The sequence below is a fragment of the Bradyrhizobium sp. genome, assembly GCF_035935975.1.
Lineage (GTDB): Bacteria > Pseudomonadota > Alphaproteobacteria > Rhizobiales > Xanthobacteraceae > Bradyrhizobium.
Window position 1 is genome coordinate 188871 of sequence record NZ_DASYWN010000055.1, and the last position, 15838, is coordinate 204708.

Annotated in this window: 17 protein-coding genes; 8 read left to right on the forward strand and 9 right to left on the reverse strand. The window is 65.0% G+C overall.

Translation table 11 applies throughout. The annotated features are described in order from the left end of the window. The first annotated feature begins 22 nt into the window (after positions 1-22). Positions 23-1012 carry a hydroxyacid dehydrogenase gene (locus VGR99_RS34465; RefSeq protein WP_326904408.1) on the forward strand — a complete coding sequence of 330 codons (990 nt, stop codon included), beginning with the start codon at positions 23-25 and terminating at the stop codon, positions 1010-1012. A gap of 256 nt (positions 1013-1268) precedes the next feature. Then, positions 1269-1793, forward strand: a complete 525-nt coding sequence (locus VGR99_RS34470) for a hypothetical protein (RefSeq protein WP_326904409.1) — start codon at positions 1269-1271, stop codon at positions 1791-1793. Positions 1794-1834: 41 nt separating this feature from the next. Here VGR99_RS34470 and VGR99_RS34475 read toward each other — a convergent pair whose 3' ends face one another. After that, positions 1835-2332, reverse strand: coding sequence for a DUF1993 domain-containing protein (locus VGR99_RS34475; RefSeq protein ID WP_326904585.1), 498 nt, complete (start codon positions 2330-2332; stop codon positions 1835-1837). 125 nt (positions 2333-2457) lie between these two features. Between VGR99_RS34475 and VGR99_RS34480 the strand changes: the two genes are divergently transcribed. The 3 genes from VGR99_RS34480 to VGR99_RS34490 all read left to right on the forward strand — a co-directional run bounded on the left by VGR99_RS34480 (position 2458) and on the right by VGR99_RS34490 (position 4962). Continuing rightward, a complete protein-coding gene (locus tag VGR99_RS34480; RefSeq protein WP_326904410.1) occupies positions 2458-3240 on the forward strand; it encodes a transporter substrate-binding domain-containing protein in 783 nt (260 codons plus the stop codon). 267 nt (positions 3241-3507) lie between these two features. Further along, complete coding sequence (locus tag VGR99_RS34485) at positions 3508-4425, forward strand: DUF2147 domain-containing protein (protein WP_326904411.1); 918 nt, start codon at positions 3508-3510, stop codon at positions 4423-4425. Between the two features lie 180 nt (positions 4426-4605). Further along, positions 4606-4962: a hypothetical protein gene (locus VGR99_RS34490; protein ID WP_326904412.1), complete on the forward strand. Its 357-nt coding sequence runs from the start codon at positions 4606-4608 to the stop codon at positions 4960-4962. 79 nt (positions 4963-5041) lie between these two features. Here the strand turns inward: VGR99_RS34490 and VGR99_RS34495 are convergent, their stop codons facing one another. Together VGR99_RS34495 and VGR99_RS34500 are read right to left on the reverse strand one after the other, a co-directional pair. Further along, positions 5042-5446, reverse strand: a complete 405-nt coding sequence (locus VGR99_RS34495) for a (R)-mandelonitrile lyase (RefSeq protein WP_326904413.1) — start codon at positions 5444-5446, stop codon at positions 5042-5044. Between the two features lie 23 nt (positions 5447-5469). Further along, on the reverse strand, positions 5470-6168 hold the full coding sequence (locus VGR99_RS34500) for a ribonuclease activity regulator RraA (RefSeq protein WP_011087336.1): 699 nt from the start codon (positions 6166-6168) through the stop codon (positions 5470-5472). A 247-nt stretch (positions 6169-6415) separates the two neighbouring features. Here VGR99_RS34500 and pxpB point away from each other — a divergent pair, with 247 nt between their 5' ends. From pxpB to VGR99_RS34515, 3 genes are read left to right on the forward strand one after another with little or no spacing between them, the layout of a single operon-like run. Then, the gene (gene pxpB, locus VGR99_RS34505) at positions 6416-7147 is read left to right on the forward strand and encodes a 5-oxoprolinase subunit PxpB (protein WP_326904414.1); all 732 of its coding nucleotides are present in this window, start codon (positions 6416-6418) and stop codon (positions 7145-7147) included. Next, positions 7144-8181: a biotin-dependent carboxyltransferase family protein gene (locus VGR99_RS34510; RefSeq protein WP_326904416.1), complete on the forward strand. Its 1038-nt coding sequence runs from the start codon at positions 7144-7146 to the stop codon at positions 8179-8181. Before pxpB ends, VGR99_RS34510 begins: the two co-directional genes overlap by 4 nt. A 26-nt stretch (positions 8182-8207) precedes the next feature. Continuing rightward, a complete protein-coding gene (locus tag VGR99_RS34515; protein WP_326904417.1) occupies positions 8208-8978 on the forward strand; it encodes a 5-oxoprolinase subunit PxpA in 771 nt (256 codons plus the stop codon). On the opposite strand, the gene VGR99_RS34520 is transcribed toward VGR99_RS34515, so the two are convergent. The 6 genes from VGR99_RS34520 to VGR99_RS34545 form a co-directional block, all read right to left on the reverse strand. After that, a complete protein-coding gene (locus VGR99_RS34520; protein WP_167561251.1) occupies positions 8979-9131 on the reverse strand; it encodes a hypothetical protein in 153 nt (50 codons plus the stop codon). 332 nt (positions 9132-9463) lie between these two features. After that, positions 9464-11071 carry a sulfite reductase subunit alpha gene (locus VGR99_RS34525; RefSeq protein ID WP_326904418.1) on the reverse strand — a complete coding sequence of 536 codons (1608 nt, stop codon included), beginning with the start codon at positions 11069-11071 and terminating at the stop codon, positions 9464-9466. Further along, positions 11068-12849: a NirA family protein gene (locus tag VGR99_RS34530; protein ID WP_326904419.1), complete on the reverse strand. Its 1782-nt coding sequence runs from the start codon at positions 12847-12849 to the stop codon at positions 11068-11070. Before VGR99_RS34530 ends, VGR99_RS34525 begins: the two co-directional genes overlap by 4 nt. Positions 12850-13183: 334 nt before the next feature. After that, complete coding sequence (locus tag VGR99_RS34535; protein ID WP_326904420.1) at positions 13184-14347, reverse strand: CmpA/NrtA family ABC transporter substrate-binding protein; 1164 nt, start codon at positions 14345-14347, stop codon at positions 13184-13186. Next, positions 14344-14934 (reverse strand): ANTAR domain-containing response regulator, encoded by a 591-nt coding sequence (locus tag VGR99_RS34540; protein ID WP_326904421.1) that lies wholly within the window; start codon positions 14932-14934, stop codon positions 14344-14346. Before VGR99_RS34540 ends, VGR99_RS34535 begins: the two co-directional genes overlap by 4 nt. Positions 14935-15168: 234 nt before the next feature. Further along, the gene (locus VGR99_RS34545) at positions 15169-15732 is read right to left on the reverse strand and encodes a hypothetical protein (RefSeq protein ID WP_326904422.1); all 564 of its coding nucleotides are present in this window, start codon (positions 15730-15732) and stop codon (positions 15169-15171) included. Positions 15733-15838: the final 106 nt, after the last annotated feature.

The following is a 15838-nucleotide window of genomic DNA, read 5'->3' on the forward strand; positions in this document are numbered from 1 at the left end:
AAACGCTAGCAGGCAGGGAGCGATGGCGACCAACAAGAAGAAGATTTTCGTTACACAAACTTTGTCGCAAGGGGCACGCGCCCTCCTCACCCAGCGGGACGATATCGAGCTCGTCGAGTTTCCAAACCTGATCTCGGCCAAGGATTTCGAGGCCTTGCTCAAGAGCCATGCGCCGGTCCACGGCGTCGCGCTCGGCGCCACCGCCTTTGGCGAGACCGAGCTCGAGGCGTCCAGGGACATGAAGGTGGTGACCCGCATCGGCGTCGGCTACGACGCCGTGGACGTGCCCGCCCTCTCCCGCCGCAAGGTGCCGCTGATGGTCGCGGGCAGCGCGAACTCGCCGTCCGTGGCCGAGCAGGCGCTGTTCATGATGCTCAATCTGGCCAAGCGCGCGAACGAGATGCACGCCTGCGTCAAGGATGGCCAATGGGCCAACCGGCTCGGCATGCTGCCGTTCGACCTCTACGGCAAGACCGTGCTGATCATCGGCTTCGGCCGTATCGGCAGCCGTACCGCCAAGCGCTGCCTGGCGATGGAAATGAATGTGCAGGTCTACGATCCCTACAAGCCCGCCGCCGACATCAAGGCCGCCGGCTGCGAGCCGGTCAGCGACCTCGACGCATCGCTGCCGAACGCCGACTTCGTCACCATCCACTGCCCGAAGACGCCGGAGACGGTCGGCCTGTTCGATGCGGCGCGGATCGGCCGGATGAAGCCGAAATCCTACCTCATCAACACCGCGCGCGGCGGCATCGTAAAGGAAGCCGCGCTCTACGACGCGCTGACGTCCGGCAAGCTCGCCGGCGCCGGCATCGACGTGTTCGAGGTCGAGCCGCCGCCGGTCAGCAACGCGCTGTTCGCACTGCCCAACGTCATCATGGCCCCGCACGTCGCCGGCGTCACCGTCGAGGCCGTGAGCCGCATGAGCGAGCAGACCGCGCGCAACATCCTGAGTGTGCTGGACGGAGATCCGATCCGCCAGAACATCATCAATCAGGACGTGTTGGGCTGAAAAACCGAAGTGCGGGCGGCTAAAGCGCGATGAACCTCATCGCGCTTTAGCTTGTTGTTTCAGCATGACTTTTTCGGAAAACCGCTGCGTACTTTTCCGGAGCATGCCTGGTCCGCGCGCCTTCGGAACGCCAGAAAGCGTCCCATTTTGGTGCAGATCGGGCCCCAACTCAGCCTTAATCAAACCCGCGTAATATATCCGGCCGCGGCGGCAGTGGGACAGACTAGCCGGCCGCGTCGAGCTGGAGGATGGACCCTTGTCAGAGATCGACCCGACCGACCAAACGCTGGCGACCATCGCGAGCATTCTGGAGAACCCCGAGCCGGCCCTCGTCGTCCGCGAAACCGAGATCATTCGCGAGACCGAGATCGTCGTTGTCGGTGAGCATCCGGCCGACGAAGAACATCATGTGGTCGACGAGCATGACTTGGTCGATGAGCATGACTTGGTCGACGAACATGACGAGCATCCGGTGGTCGAGGAGCAGCCGCTGGTGCCTGACCACACCGACGCCGACGGCTACAGCAAGGTCGGCCCCGGTCCGATGGTCGCGATCCGCCTCAAATGGACGGTTCATCGCGGCGACGACGGCCAGTACTACGTCCACGAGACCATCGGCGAGCAGTCGGCTCCCGTGGTCAGCGGACCCATGACCAGCGAAGCCGCCGTGCATTTCGTCGACGAGCACGAGGACGAGGCACACAGGCGTTTCGAGCTGCTGCGCAGCGAGATCGCCGGCCGCAGTTCGCTCGCCGATTACGAGCGCAAGGGCGAAGCGTAAGCAGCCCTAAGCCTGAGCATGAGCCCGGGTCGGATCATGCTCTACTTCCTGCCCAGAAAATCCTTCTTCACGAGCTCGACGCCCGCGTGCCGCAACAGGTCGTACGCGGTCGTGACGTGAAAGAAGAATTGCGGGATGCTGTTGGTGAGCAGCAGCGTCCGCCCCGTAAACGGCAGCTCGGTCCCGTTCTTCAGCCTGAAGAAGACCTTCAATTCCGCGGCCGCATCGATCTCGGCGCGCGGCAAGCTTTCAATGAACTCGATTGACGTCGCGATGCGCGCCTGAAGCCCGGCCATGTCGTGCTCCAGCGGCGGCAGCGCCACCGGCTCGCACTGGGCCAGCAAGGCCGGCGCGACCGTGGCGTGACGGCAGGCCTCGCCGATCTGCTGCGCCAGATCGTACATGTTCGGCGCCATGCGCATGCCGAGCAGGACCGTCGGGTTGAACTTGCGGGCCTCCGCATAGGCGACGCCCTTGTCCAGCAAGACGGACAGGTTGCGCAGGTAAGGCACGAAGAGGCCGACCGAGGCCTCGTACATCGAGATCGTCACGTCACAATTCCCTTCAATTCCGTCTCGCCAGCGACTGGCATCTGGTCTAAATCCACCCTGACGAGCAGTACAATGACAGCTCGGGCATGGGTGGAAAAGAGATGATCGTTCGAATGACTGGTCGAATCCTGGCGGCCTTGGCCGTGATGGCGCTGGCAAACCTTTCGGCTCACGCGCAGCAGGCGGCGCCCTCGCGCCTCGACGAGATCATGAAGCGCGGCACGCTGCGTGTCGGCATGACCGGCGACTACAAGCCCTTCACTTATCTCGACAAGACCACCCAGCAGTTCTCGGGCTTCGACGTCGACATGGCGGAAGCGCTCGGCAAGGCGCTCGGCGTCAAGGTCGAGTACGTCGCTACGGCCTGGCCGAAGCTGATGAAGGATTTCGAGGCCGACCAGTTCGACATCGCCATGGGCGGCGTCTCGGTCACGCTCGACCGGCAGAAGAAGGGCCTCTTCACGACGCCGATCATGCGCGAGGGCAAGACGCCGATCACGCGCTGTGCCGACGTCGGCAAGTACCAGAGCATCGCCGACATCGACAAGAAGGGCACCCGCGTCATCGTCAATCCCGGCGGCACCAATGAGCGCTTCGCCCGCGCCAACATCAAGGACGCCGAGATCACCGTCTTCCCCGACAACACCGTGATCTTCGACGAGATCGCCAAGGGCAATGCCGATTTGATGATGACGGACGCCTCCGAGACCCGCTACCAGCAGAAGCAGCATTCGGGCGTGCTCTGCGCGGTGCATCCGGACAAGCCGTTCGACTTCTCCGAGAAGGCCTACTGGCTCCAGCGCGACATGGCCTTCAAGGCCTTCGTCGATCAGTGGCTGCACATCTCCATGGAAGACGGCAGCTACAAGAAGATCTACGCCGCCTGGTTCGACTAGAGCGTTTTCAAGCGAAGCGGGTACCGGTTCGCGCGAAGAAAACGCGATCATGCGAGAATCTGGAGCCCGTTCCGATTTCAGCGGAACGGGCTCCAGGCGCGTCCTCCTGTCGCCGGCCTCGGCCAAATTGTGGACCGGTTCAGAGCGTTATTGAACCCGGAACCGCTGGAGGACGACTCATACGAACGACAGTGATCTAGATCACTTTTTGCGATCGCGCCGGGGCGTAAGCGTCGGTCCGGGGACCAATCGTTCAGGAGATCCGAAATGAGGAAGCTGTTGGCCACGGCCGCATTCCTTTTGGCGAGCACCGCCGCCCAGGCGCAGTACACCTTCGAATATGGCGGACGTACCATCCGGATCGATCCGGACCGCGGCACCGTGCAGATTCCCGGCGTGTACGACAACACCGGCCAGGGCAAGGCCAAGAAGGCCAAGAACGACGCCAAGAACGACGCCAAGAACGACACGAAGAACGACACCAAGGGAACCCCCAAGGCCGAACCGCAGGCGCCGCAACAAGCCAAGGCTGATCCGCAGGCGCCGGCCGCACCCGTCGCCGCGCCTCCGGCAGCCGAGCAGGCCCCTGTCCAGACGCCCGCGGCCGCGGCGCCTCCCGCTCCGCCACCGCCGGCCGCGACTGCGAACGACGCTCCGGCCGAAGATATGATGGTGCCGCCACCGCAACCGGCTCCAAGCGCCGCCCCGTCGGTGGCTGCGGTGCCGCCCGCTCCGCCTCCACCGCCGGCTCCGACCGTAGCGGCCGCGCCCCCGGCACCAGTTCCGCCGCCCGCACCGGCGCCTGCCCCCGCCCCCGTTCAGGCAGCCGCCGTCGCTCCGCCGGCCCCTGCGGCAGTAGCCGCGCGCGATCCCAATTCGCCGCTCGGCGTCTGGCTCACCGAGGAGAAGGAAGGCAAGGTCCGCATCGAGCAGTGCGGCAACAATCTCTGCGGCTATTCGGTCGACAGCAAATCGAACCAGAACGGCGAGCAGGTCCTGATCAACATGAAGCCCGCCAAGGATCAGAACAAGGACCAGAAATGGTCCGGCCGCATCCTCGATCCCAACACCGGCTCGACCTACGACTCGACGATCGCGATGAAGGGCACCGACCGCCTCCGCGTGCAGGGCTGCGCCTTCGGCGGCATGTTCTGCGGCGGCCAGACCTGGACGCGCGTGAACTGAGTTCGGGCGCGACAAACTGACGAAGACAAAGGGGCCCCAGGAGGGCCCCTTTGCTTTTGCCCGCTGCACGATCGCGAGGTGCGCCACCTCACACAGCATCTTGCACGCGTGACAGCCCTCACATCACGGCATCAGCAGCCGTGACACGATCCTCGCGTGGTCAACCCCAAGGGGCGCGTCATGAACGGATTTCGCAAAGGTCTCCTCGTCACCATTGTCGCCATCGCCTTCCCGCTCGCGCAGGCCGATGCCGCGGGCTCCACCTTCGACGGCACGTGGAATGTCCGCATCTCGTCCTCGAGCGAAACCTGCGGCAACGGCGCGACCGTCGCGATCGGCATCAACAATGGTCAGATTGCTTCGAGCAGTGCTGCGGTGACGGCATCGGGCCGCGTCGCGGATGCCGGCAGCATCAACGTCACGCTGAGCACCGGCATCAAGCGCGCGGTCGGCTTCGGCCGGCTCAGCGGCACGTCCGGCTCCGGCACCTGGCGCGGCGCGATGTGCACGGGCACGTGGACGGCGGAGCGGATGTAGTCGTTCTCGTGTCCCGGACGCGGTACAGCGTGTAACGCTGCGCCGCTGAGCCGGGACACGAGAAGTCTTGAGCGAAGAGCTAGCCCAGCGGCGCGCCGTATTCCGCGTCTGTCACCGGCTCGAGCCAGGTCGAGAACACGCCGTCGAGCGCTTCCTGCATGGCGATGTGGCACATGCTGTTGCCCGGCGAGGCGCCGTGCCAGTGCACTTCACCCGGCGGGATCCAGACGGTGTCGCCGGGACGAATTTCCTGCACCGGACCGCCCTTGGTCTGGACGCGGCCGACGCCCGAAATCACGTAGAGGGTCTGCCCGAGCGGATGGTGGTGCCAGTTGGTGCGGGCACCCGGCTCGAACGAGACGCGCGAGACGTTCAGCCGCGCCGGCGCGGGCGCCATGTTGATGGGGTCCTGCAGCACAGTGCCGGTGAAGTGTTCCTTCGGCGCGCGGCGGGTCGGCCGCGCACCGGCGAGCGTGATATCCATGGGGTACCTCGTTTCCTTGCCTGTTACTTCTTGCTGGCGGCGTAGCGCGCCTTGGTTTCGGCGTTCATGGGATAGAGGCCCGGCAGTACCGCGCCGTTGTTCACTTCGTTGACGATCCAGGCTTCCATCCGCTCCTGCTCGACGCCCTCATTGAGAACGTGGTCGAGCATCGCCTGCGGGATCAGAACGCAGCCGTCCTGGTCGGCGACCACGATGTCGTTCGGGAACACGGCGACGCCGCCGCAGCCGATCGGCTCGCCCCAGCCGACAAAGGTGAGGCCCGCAACCGACGGCGGCGCGGCATAGCCGTCGCACCACACCGGCAGGTTGGTGCCGAGCACGCCCTCGACGTCACGCACCACGCCGTCGGTGACGAGCGCAGTGACGCCGCGCTTCATCATGCGCGCACAAAGGATGTCGCCGAAGATGCCGGCATCGGTGATGCCCATCGCGTCCACGACGGCGATGCAGCCTTCCGGCATCGCCTCGATCGCGGTGCGGGTCGAGATCGGCGACGACCAGGATTCCGGCGTCGCCAGATCCTCGCGCGCCGGCACGAAGCGCAGCGTGAAGGCCGGCCCCACCAGGCGCGGCAGGCCCGGACGCAGCGGACGCGCACCGCGCATCCACACATTGCGCAGGCCCTTCTTCAGCAGGACCGTGGTGATGGTGGCAGTGGTGATGCCGGCGAGGGTCTTGCGGGCTTCGGGGGACAGCGACATGGACGAGAACGAGCTCCGGATGGGCGGGAAAGAACGCGCGCATCTTGCGAGCCGGGCGCTTGCCGTCAAGGGCCAAAAGGGGTGCGGAAACGCAGGGCCGCAACGCTGTTATGCGCCGCGATAACAAGGCTTTATCGTTTCCCCCTGCATTAATTTATTGGACTTGCGGGCGCATTTACGCGAAGCAGGGACCAGCGGAACTCAAAGCTGAGCCCGCGTTTCCTGAGAAGCCCGATTTCGACAGCTCATGGCCGCGACGCTTCCCCCGCCCCGCCTCCTGCCCAGTGGCGACAGTGCCGTCACGGTCGAGTTCAGCCGCACCATCGACGACGCCGCCAATGAGCGCGTGCTCGCGCTCGACAAGGCGCTCGCGGCAAGCCCCATCGATGGCATCACCGAGACGGTGCCGACCTATCGCTCGCTGCTGGTGCATTACGATCCCGGCAAGATCGGCTTCGACGCGCTCGGCGAAAAGCTGCTCCCGATCGCCAGCCAGCCGCTGCCGCCGGCCACCAAGGCGCGGCGCTGGCGCATCCCCGTCGCCTATGGCGGCGAGCACGGCATCGACCTCGAGGATGTCGCGAAGGCGCTCAACACCACGCCCGACGACATCATCGCCCGTCATTCAGGCGGGGACTATCGCGTCGCCATGATCGGCTTCACGCCGGGCTGGTCCTATCTCAGCGGCCTCGACAAATCCCTGCACATGTCGCGGCGACAGAGCCCGCGGCTGTTCACGCCGGCCGGCACGATCTCGATCGGCGGCATCCAGGCGGGCATCCAGTGCCTGGCGGCGCCGAGCGGCTGGCACCTGCTCGGCCGCACGCCTGTGCGAACCTATCAGCTCCACCGGAATCCGACCTTTCTCACCGAACCCGGTGATCGCGTGACGTTTTTCGCCATCGACCACAAGACCTTCGAGGAGCTCGACCGTGCCGCGGAGGCCGGCGAGATCGTCGCCGAGCAGGTAACGTCATGAGCCGGCTCATCGTCGCCAGCATCGGTCCTGCAAGCTCCGTCCAGGACGGCGGCCGCCACGGCGCGCAGCGCTACGGCCTGACGGTCAGCGGCGCCATGGACCGCCTGTCGCTCGCCGCCGCGAACACGCTGGTCGGCAACGATCCGTTTGCAGCCACTGTGGAGATCGGCCCGTTCGGCGCCACGTTCACCGCGAAGGACGGCGCCGTGCGCGTCGCCATCGCCGGTGCGCCGCGCAATGCTGACGTCGCCGGGAAACCGGTGGCCATGGACACCTCCGTCACGCTGAAGGACGGCGAGACGCTGACGCTGGGCTTTGCCCGCGGGGGCGCGTTCACTTATCTGGCGATCGAAGGCGGGATCAAAGGCGAGCCGGTGTTCGGCAGCCTCGCGGTGAACGCCCGCGCCGGGCTCGGCAGCCCCTACCCGCGCCCGCTCCAAGCCGGCGACGAGTTCACGGTCGATGCCGCCAGCGGAGCACCAGAGCTGCGCATCGAACTGCCGAAGCCTGTGAGTGGCCCGATCCGCGTGCTGCTGGGGCCTCAGGACGACGAGTTCGACGACGCCAACAAGGCGCTGTTCCTGGACAGCGAGTGGAAGATATCAGCGACCTCCGATCGCATGGGCTATCGGCTCGAAGGCCCCGCCATCAAGCATCTGCACGGCCACAACATCGTCTCCGACGGCACCGTCAACGGCAGCATCCAGGTGCCCGGCAACGGCTCGCCGATCGCGCTGATGATGGATCGCGGCACCTCCGGCGGCTATCCCAAGATCGCAACCGTGATCACGGCTGACGTCGGCCGCCTCGCGCAGACCTCGGCGGGAACCGCGTTCCGCTTCCAGCAGGTCACGATGGCCGAGGCGCAGGACGAGGCGCGCAAGTTCGCGCAATTGATCCGCAACCTGCCGGATCGCCTGCGCTCCTCCGACACCGTCGAGCTCAACATCGAGGCGCTCAGCGATGCTAACGTTGCGGGCTATGCGGTGAGCGCCATGGATGCCGGGACCTGGCAGGTCACGGCCGAGCCGTAAGCCACAACAAGAGGCGGAGAGCACCCATGAACACAATCGATCTCAATTGCGACCTCGGCGAAGGTTTCGGCGCGTGGGAGATGGGCAACGACGCCGCGATGATCGACCTCGCCAGCTCGGTCAACGTCGCCTGCGGCTTCCATGCCGGCGACCCCGACATCATGCGGCGGACGGTGGAGCTGGCAAAGGCCCGCGGCGTCTCGGTCGGCGCGCATCCCGGCTACCGCGACCTGCACGGTTTTGGCCGGCATCCGATCGCGGGCCTGAAGGCCTCCGAGATCGAGAACCTCGTCGCCTACCAGATCGGCGCGCTGCAGGCGATCGCGACTGCCGCCGGCCACAAGGTCACGCATGTGAAGGCGCATGGCGCGCTCTCCAATGTCGCCTGCGAGGACGACATGACGGCGAAGGCCATCGCCGCCGGCATCAAGGCGGTCGATCCCAATCTCATCTTCGTCGTGCTCGCCAATTCCAAGCTGGTGAAGGCCGGCGAAGACGCCAATCTGCCGCTGGTGCACGAGGTGTTCGCCGACCGCGCCTATGAGGACGACGGCAACCTGGTCTCGCGCAAGAAGCCCGGCGCGGTGCTGCACGACGCCAAGGCGATCGCCGATCGCGTGGTGCGCATGGTGCAGGACGGCGCGGTGGTCTCGGTGACCGGCAAGGTCATCAAGATGCGCACGGACACGGTGTGCATCCACGGCGACACGCACGGCGCGGTCGACATCGCGCGGACCTTGCGTCAGGCCTTGAAGGATGCCGGGATCGAGGTCGCGCCGTTCAAGCGCGGAGCGTGATCAGAACGGGTGCACCGACAGCGTGCCGAACACGATCGCGGCGATGACGGCGAAGGCGCTGTAGAGCGCGACGTGGTGCATGCTCGCCCCGGTCCGACGCGAGAGCGAGCGCGCGTAGAAGTGCAGCCTGGCTTCCGCCGATAGTTCGCGCATGGTCGATCTCCAACGCCCCATTTGCGGGAGTATGAAGGATCAACGGGGGTGTCGGGCAAGACACTCGCGGAAATAGCGATGCGGGTTCTCTGGAACGGCCCGATTGCAGGCGCAAATTCTGCTCAAGTCCCGGTTCCGAGAATCTTATTCGTTAAGATCCGAGCCAGCTGGAACCGGCACCGATGACAGTGGGATGACAGTCGGACTCAAGGCGCCGGGGCTCTGCCCAAACCAAAATGTCGAAAACAACCCCATGCACAGTAGAAGCAGGCTTCCAGCATGAGGCCCGGCGGTTGCTCCGCCGAGACGATTCACGCTGACCCCGCTTCGGCTTAGTAGACATCGGCCTGGAAGCGGCCGGTCTTCTTGAGCTCGGCGACGAAACTGACGGCCTCGTCGGTCGACCGCGCGCCGAACTGGGCGACGATGTCGACCAGCGCGCGCTCGACATCCTTGGCCATGCGCTTGGCATCGCCGCAGATGTAGAGATGCGCACCGTCGGCGAGCCAGGTCCACAATTCGCGGCCGACTTCGCGCATGCGATCCTGAACATAAAACTTCTTCTCGCCGTCGCGCGACCAGGCCAGCGACAGCCGCGTCAGTTGACCCGACGTTTTCATCGCGTTGAGCTCTTCCTGGTAGAAGAAATCGCAATCGCTGCGCTGATGGCCGAAGAACAGCCAGTTCTTGCCTGGCGCGCCGGTCGCCTTGCGGTCGAGCAGGAAGGCGCGGAACGGCGCAATGCCGGTGCCGGGACCGATCATGATGACAGGCGTCTTCGGGTCCTCCGGCAGGCCGAAGCCGTGCGCCTTCTGCACATAGACCTTGAGCTTCTCGCCCTCATTGATGCGCTCGCCGAGGAAGGTCGAGGCAACGCCGATGCGCTTGCGCTTGCCGATGACGTAGCGCACGGAATCGACCGTCAGCGACAGCTTTCCGGGCGTCGCATTGTGCGAGGACGAGATCGAATAGAGCCGCGGCTGCAACGGCTCCAGCGCCTCGATAAAGGCTTCGGGATGCGGACGCGTGCCGGAGAATTTTTGCAGCGCCGCCATCACGTCCAGCGTCGCGGCATCGCCATCGGGATCCTCGCCCTGCGCCAGCGCCCGCGCCTTCTCGCGCTGCGCGCCGCCGGTGATGAAGGAGATCAGCTCGAACAGCGAGTCCGGTGCCGGCGACAGCGAGACGTCGTCGATCAGCACCTCGCGCAGCGTCTTGCCGTTGACCTTGGTGGTGTGGGACGCCCCGAGCAGTGCGATGATCTGGTCGACCAGGCCGACATCGTTGCGCGCAAACACGCCGAAACTGTCGCCGACCACGTAGTCGAGCTTGCTCGCGGAGAGATCGAACTCGATGTGATAGGTTTCCTTCTCCGACTTCCCCTTGTTGAGGAGACGGCGCGACAGGAAGGTGGCTTCGGTCGGATTGTCGCGCGAGCGGCCCGGCTCGGCGATGGTCACGGTCACCGCCGGCGCGGCCACCGTGTCCGCCTTCTCGGGCGCTTTCGCCGCTGGCGCCTTGTCCAGCTCCTCGTACAGCGACTTCAGCATCCGCGCGGTTTCCTTGCCGCCGGGGACGCACAGATTGAGCCGCGCTTCGCTGCGGCCCGCGATCGCCTCCGAATAGTCGTGGCAATTGTAGCCGCACTGGCCGCAATCCTGCTGCGCCATCGCCGCCATCATCTTGCGGCGCACGGGACGGCCCTCGGCGAGCTTCATCCGGTCGGCGATCGGCATGGTCTGGTCGTGCCATGGCGCTTCGCCGTCGTCGCCGTCGCCGGCTTGCATGACGGCCGCGCCCTGCTCCGCCGACAAGGGCGTCGCCACATCAGGCGACAGCAGCCCGGCAAAGAAGCCGTTGAGCCAGGAGCGCTGCGCGTCGGAGAACGGCGCGCTGGCGGGAATGATGTCGAGTTTCGGCGGAGGCGTGATCTGGTTCATGCGGACACCTGTGCATCGGCAAGCTTGCGCAGCGTTTCGCCGTCATGGCGGCGCGCAAAGGAGAGGAAGGTTTCGTCGGGCGATGAGCGATGGGCGAGATAGGCCTTGAGCAGCCCCTCGACCGTTTTCGGCGCGTCCTCGGCCTTGAGGTCGTGATAGACCTCCTGCCCGACATCGGCGTCGGGGCCGAAGCCGCCGCCGGTGAAGAGGTGATAACCCTCGACCGTATCCTCCTCGTTGACCGGCACGCGCGCGCCGATCAGGCCGATGTCGCTGATGTAATGCTGGGCGCAGGAATGATGGCAGCCGGTGACGTGGATGTTGACCGGCTTGTCCATGGCGACGCGCGGCTCGCACCAGTCGCCGATCTCGGCGGCATTGCGCTTGGTGTTGGAAGCCGCGAAACGGCAGCCGGCATTGCCCGTGCAGGCGATCAGGCCGGCACGGATATGCGAGGCCTCGACCGCGAGCCCGATCTGCTTGATCGCGGCAATCGCGAGCTCGATATTCTCGTCGCGCACACCCGGGATTAACAGGTTCTGCCAGACCGTCAGGCGGATCTCGCCGTCGCCGATGTCGCGCGCGACCTTGGCGAGGCCCCGCATCTGGTCGGAGGTGAGCTTGCCGAGCGTCAGCGACACGCCGATCCAGTTCAGGCCGTCCTGCTTCTGCTTGTGTACGCCGATATGGGCCATGCGGTCGGCCGCGGGCCGTGGCGCGAACGCCTCTTCCGGCACACGGGTGAACGGCGTCTTCAGCCGTTCCTCGACCAGCTTGAGGAAGCCGTCATGGCCCATGGCGTCGAGCACGTATTTCAGCCGGGCCTTGTTGCGATTGGTGCGATCGCCATGGTCGATGAAGACGCGCACGATCGCATCCGCGACGGCCGTCGCCTGCTCCGGCCTGACGATGATGCCGGAGTACTTTGCGAAATCCTTGTGTCCGGTGATGCCGCCTAGGCCGAGGCGGAACCAGATGCCGGGCTCGACGCCGAAGCCGTCCTTCACCTCATAGGCCGTGAAGGCGATGTCGTTGGTCTCCTCCAGCACCGCGATCCTGCCGGCGCCGTCGAAGGCGACGTTGAACTTGCGCGGCAGGCCGTAGAGCGAGCGGTCGTTGAGGATGTGGTAGTGCCACTCGCGCGCAAAGGGCCGAGTGTCGATCAGTTCCTGCGGATCGATTCCGGCGGTCGGCGTGCCCGTCACGTTGCGGATGTTGTCGGCACCGGAGCCGCGCGAGCACAGGCCGAGATCCTGGATGCCCTCGATCAGCTTGATCGCGTGCTTCGGCGGGATCTCGCGAAGCTGCAGGTTGGCCCGCGTCGTGACGTGGCTGTACGGCCCGCACGTTTCGTCGGCGAGATCGGCAAGGCCGGACATCTGCCAGTGCTTCATGATGCCGTTCGGAATGCGCAGGCGGCACATGTAGGAGTCCTGCGTCGGCGCGACATAGAAGATGCCGTAATAGCGCCAGCGGAAATTGTCCGCCGGACTCGGCGGCGCGTTGTCGAGCGCCTGCTGACGCAGCCGCGGATAGGCATCGAAGGGATGCTCGTCGCGCTTGAACTTCTCCTGATCGGCGAGCTTCTTGCCCGACGCGATCACCTTGTCCTGCGCCTTGATGTGTACGGCATCGGGACCGGTCGGCTCGGCGTTCGCCTTGCCGGCGCCGCCGCCGAGACCGCGACCGACGCGGCTGATCTGGAGGCCGGTCGTGAAGCCTTCGAGATAGCGCTTCTGCTCGTCGGTAAAGTCGACTGAGACGGTATCGATTTTCATGGTCGGTAACGAAGCTCCTGCGGCCACCTGGGTGGTATCGACGGAAAATTGTGCGACCCGCGGAGAACTCGGCTGGCTTGAGCCAGCTTCGCACCCCGACGGTCCAATCAGCTTCGTTGCTGTGGGACTTGGCTCAGCAGGCACCAATGACAAGCTGGCCGCACCGCAACATACAAGTTGCGTGCCAGCTTCATGAAAATGGAAAGTAATCTGATTTCAGTTGGTTAGAGGCAGCCCCCGGAGAACCTCGACGGCGGCACCCTCACGAAATTCGAGCAGCCCGCCCAAAATTTAGACGAGGACCAGAGCCGCTCAAAAACCATGCAGGGCCGAATCAGGCCTTCCAGCGTCCGACCTCGAACGCCGCCAGATGCCCCGCGATGTTGTCGGGATCGAAGGTGGGGCCCGCAAATGCGCCGAACGGCGCAGGTGCCTCGGTGGGCGGGCTGCGGCCAAGGGCTGCGTCGTACAGATCCGGCCTGAACACGGCCATCGCCGTCTTCGCACCGTCAGGCGTCAGCGCCGTCTGGCCCCAGCGCACCATCTGGGCATAGAGCCAGGCCGCCTGGACCGGCTCCGGACGCCCTGCCCCTTCACGCCCGACCAAGAGATAGCGGCCGCTCTCGCGGAAGGTGCCATCGGGCGAGATCTTCAGGCGCCCCGTGAGAGTTCGCTGGATCACTTCGGCATCAACGCCGATCCGTTCGGGTTGCGCCAGGATCTGCGCCGTCTCGGCCAGGTTCGCAGGGCTCTCGATGAACTCCGCGCCCTTCACCGCCGCACGTACCAGCCGGGCGACCACGTCCGGATTGTTGTCGGCCCAGACCTGGCGTACCGCCAGCACCTTCTCCGCGGCGCGGACCAGGATGTCGGAGACGAAATGCAGGATATGGCCGATGCCGAGATCGACCGCGACCGAATTCCAGGGCGCGCCGACGCAGAACGCATCGACATGGCCGCTCTTGAGGCTGTCGACCATGTAGGGCGGCGGCAGCACCACCAGGCGCACGTCCTCGTCGGGATCGACACCGGCCGCCGCCATCCAGAACCGAAGCTGGTAATTGTGAGTCGAGAACGGAAAGGTCATGCCGAAGGTCAGCGGATCGGCGCCGGCCTTGCGCCTTTTGGCAACGACCTTCGCCAGCGCCTTGGCGGTGACGAGCGGATCGAACCGGTCGCCCTCGACCTCCTCCATCAGCGCGGCGTGGAGCGCCGGCGAGACTGTGATCGCGTTGCCATTGATACCGAGATTGAAGGGCGCGGCGATCGGCACCTTGACGTGGCCGAGCCCGAGCGAGGACGCGATCGCGACCGGCGCGAGCAGATGCGCTGCATCGAACAGGCCGATATTGAGCTTGTCGCGGACGTTGGACCAGGACACCTCGCGCACCAGCTCGACCTCGAGGCCTTCGGCGGCGGCAAAGCCCTTGTCGACGGCGACGATCAGCGCGGCGGCATCGACCAGCGGGATGAACCCGATGCGGAGGGGAGCGGTCATTTCAGCATCTCCGACGCGGTGATGATCGACTGGGCGATCTCGCCGATTTTCTTCTTCTCGCGCATCGCGGTCGAGCGCAGCAGCACATAGGCCTCGTCCTCGTTGAGACCCTTCACCCTCATCAGGATGCCCTTGGCCTTCTCGATGATCTTGCGGTCCTCGAGCTGCGACTTGGTGCGCTCCAGCTCCTCCTGCAGCTTGGCGAAAGCGTTGAAGCGGGAGACGCAGAGATCGAGGATCGGCTTGATGCGCTCCTTCTTCAGCCCGTCGACGATGTAGGCGGATACCCCCGCCTCGACGGACGCCTGGATCGACGCGGAATCGCTCTGGTCGACGAACATGGCAACCGGCCGCTTCACGGCGCGGCTGACCTGGAACATCGCCTCCAGCACGTCGCGGCTGGGGTTTTCGAGATCGATCAGGATGATGTCGGGGTCCACCGCATAAATACGGGCCAGGAGGCTCTGCATCTCGCGGATATGGACGACCTGCGTGAAGCCGGCCTCCCGCAACCCTTCCTCGAGGATTGCGGCCCGGATCGGGCTTTCGTCGACAATCACGATTTTAGGCGACTGTTCGGCGCTCATTGCTCACTCACCACCCGCGATTCATCCATAGCACGCCGGAAGGCGATGCAAAGGGTTGTAATTATGGGCAATTGGGACTAGCTCAAGCCTGCCGATCAGGCAGATTTGGAGATGGATCAGACGGCTGCGCCCAAGGTCAGCTTCGTGTCGCTCGGTTGTCCCTGAGACAACGAATGCAAACTTTCGAAGCCGCCCACTCCCGCCCGACGGCAGCTGCCATCTGGGTTTACGCGCTCACGGAATCCTCGCGCCAGCGATCATCTTGTCGAGAAGTGGTACGGCGGCCAGCACCGCTGTCTCGTTAAGGCCGGAGACCGCTAGCCGCACGACGTAGGAATTGCCGTCCTTGTCGAGATCGGCGTAATGCGCGATCACTTCAATCGGCTGGTCCTTCAGGGACGGATTGTCGTAGCGGTTGATAATGACCTTGGGGTTCACCGAGGGAAGCGTGGTGATCTTGGCATTCTTGCCGGATGTCGTCGCCCAATCCCTGTCGCTCGTTGCGACCCATTGAACCAATTCGGTCCGATCCTTGTTGTAGCGGCCGTCGGCATAGATGATCGCATCGGCTTTGCCGAAACTCTTCCCGTTGGGCACGAACATCGAGGCGCCGTACTTGAGACTCGCGGCCTCGTCCCTCGTCCACCCATCGGGTGCCTTCACGCGTGGCCTGAATTCCGGACACACCCGTTCTTGCCGATCGCAGACATGGATGATCTTATCGACTTCAGCCCGTACCGGAAACATCGTGCCGCAGGCAGCGGTAACGAAAGCCATGCCGAAGATGAAACGGCGCATCGCAGTCTAGCTCCGTGGAATTACGCAAGAACAGAATAACAACAAGAACGTGCACGTCGGAGGCAATTCATCCCGGCTCCTCCACTCGCACGATCGGAACCGGCTT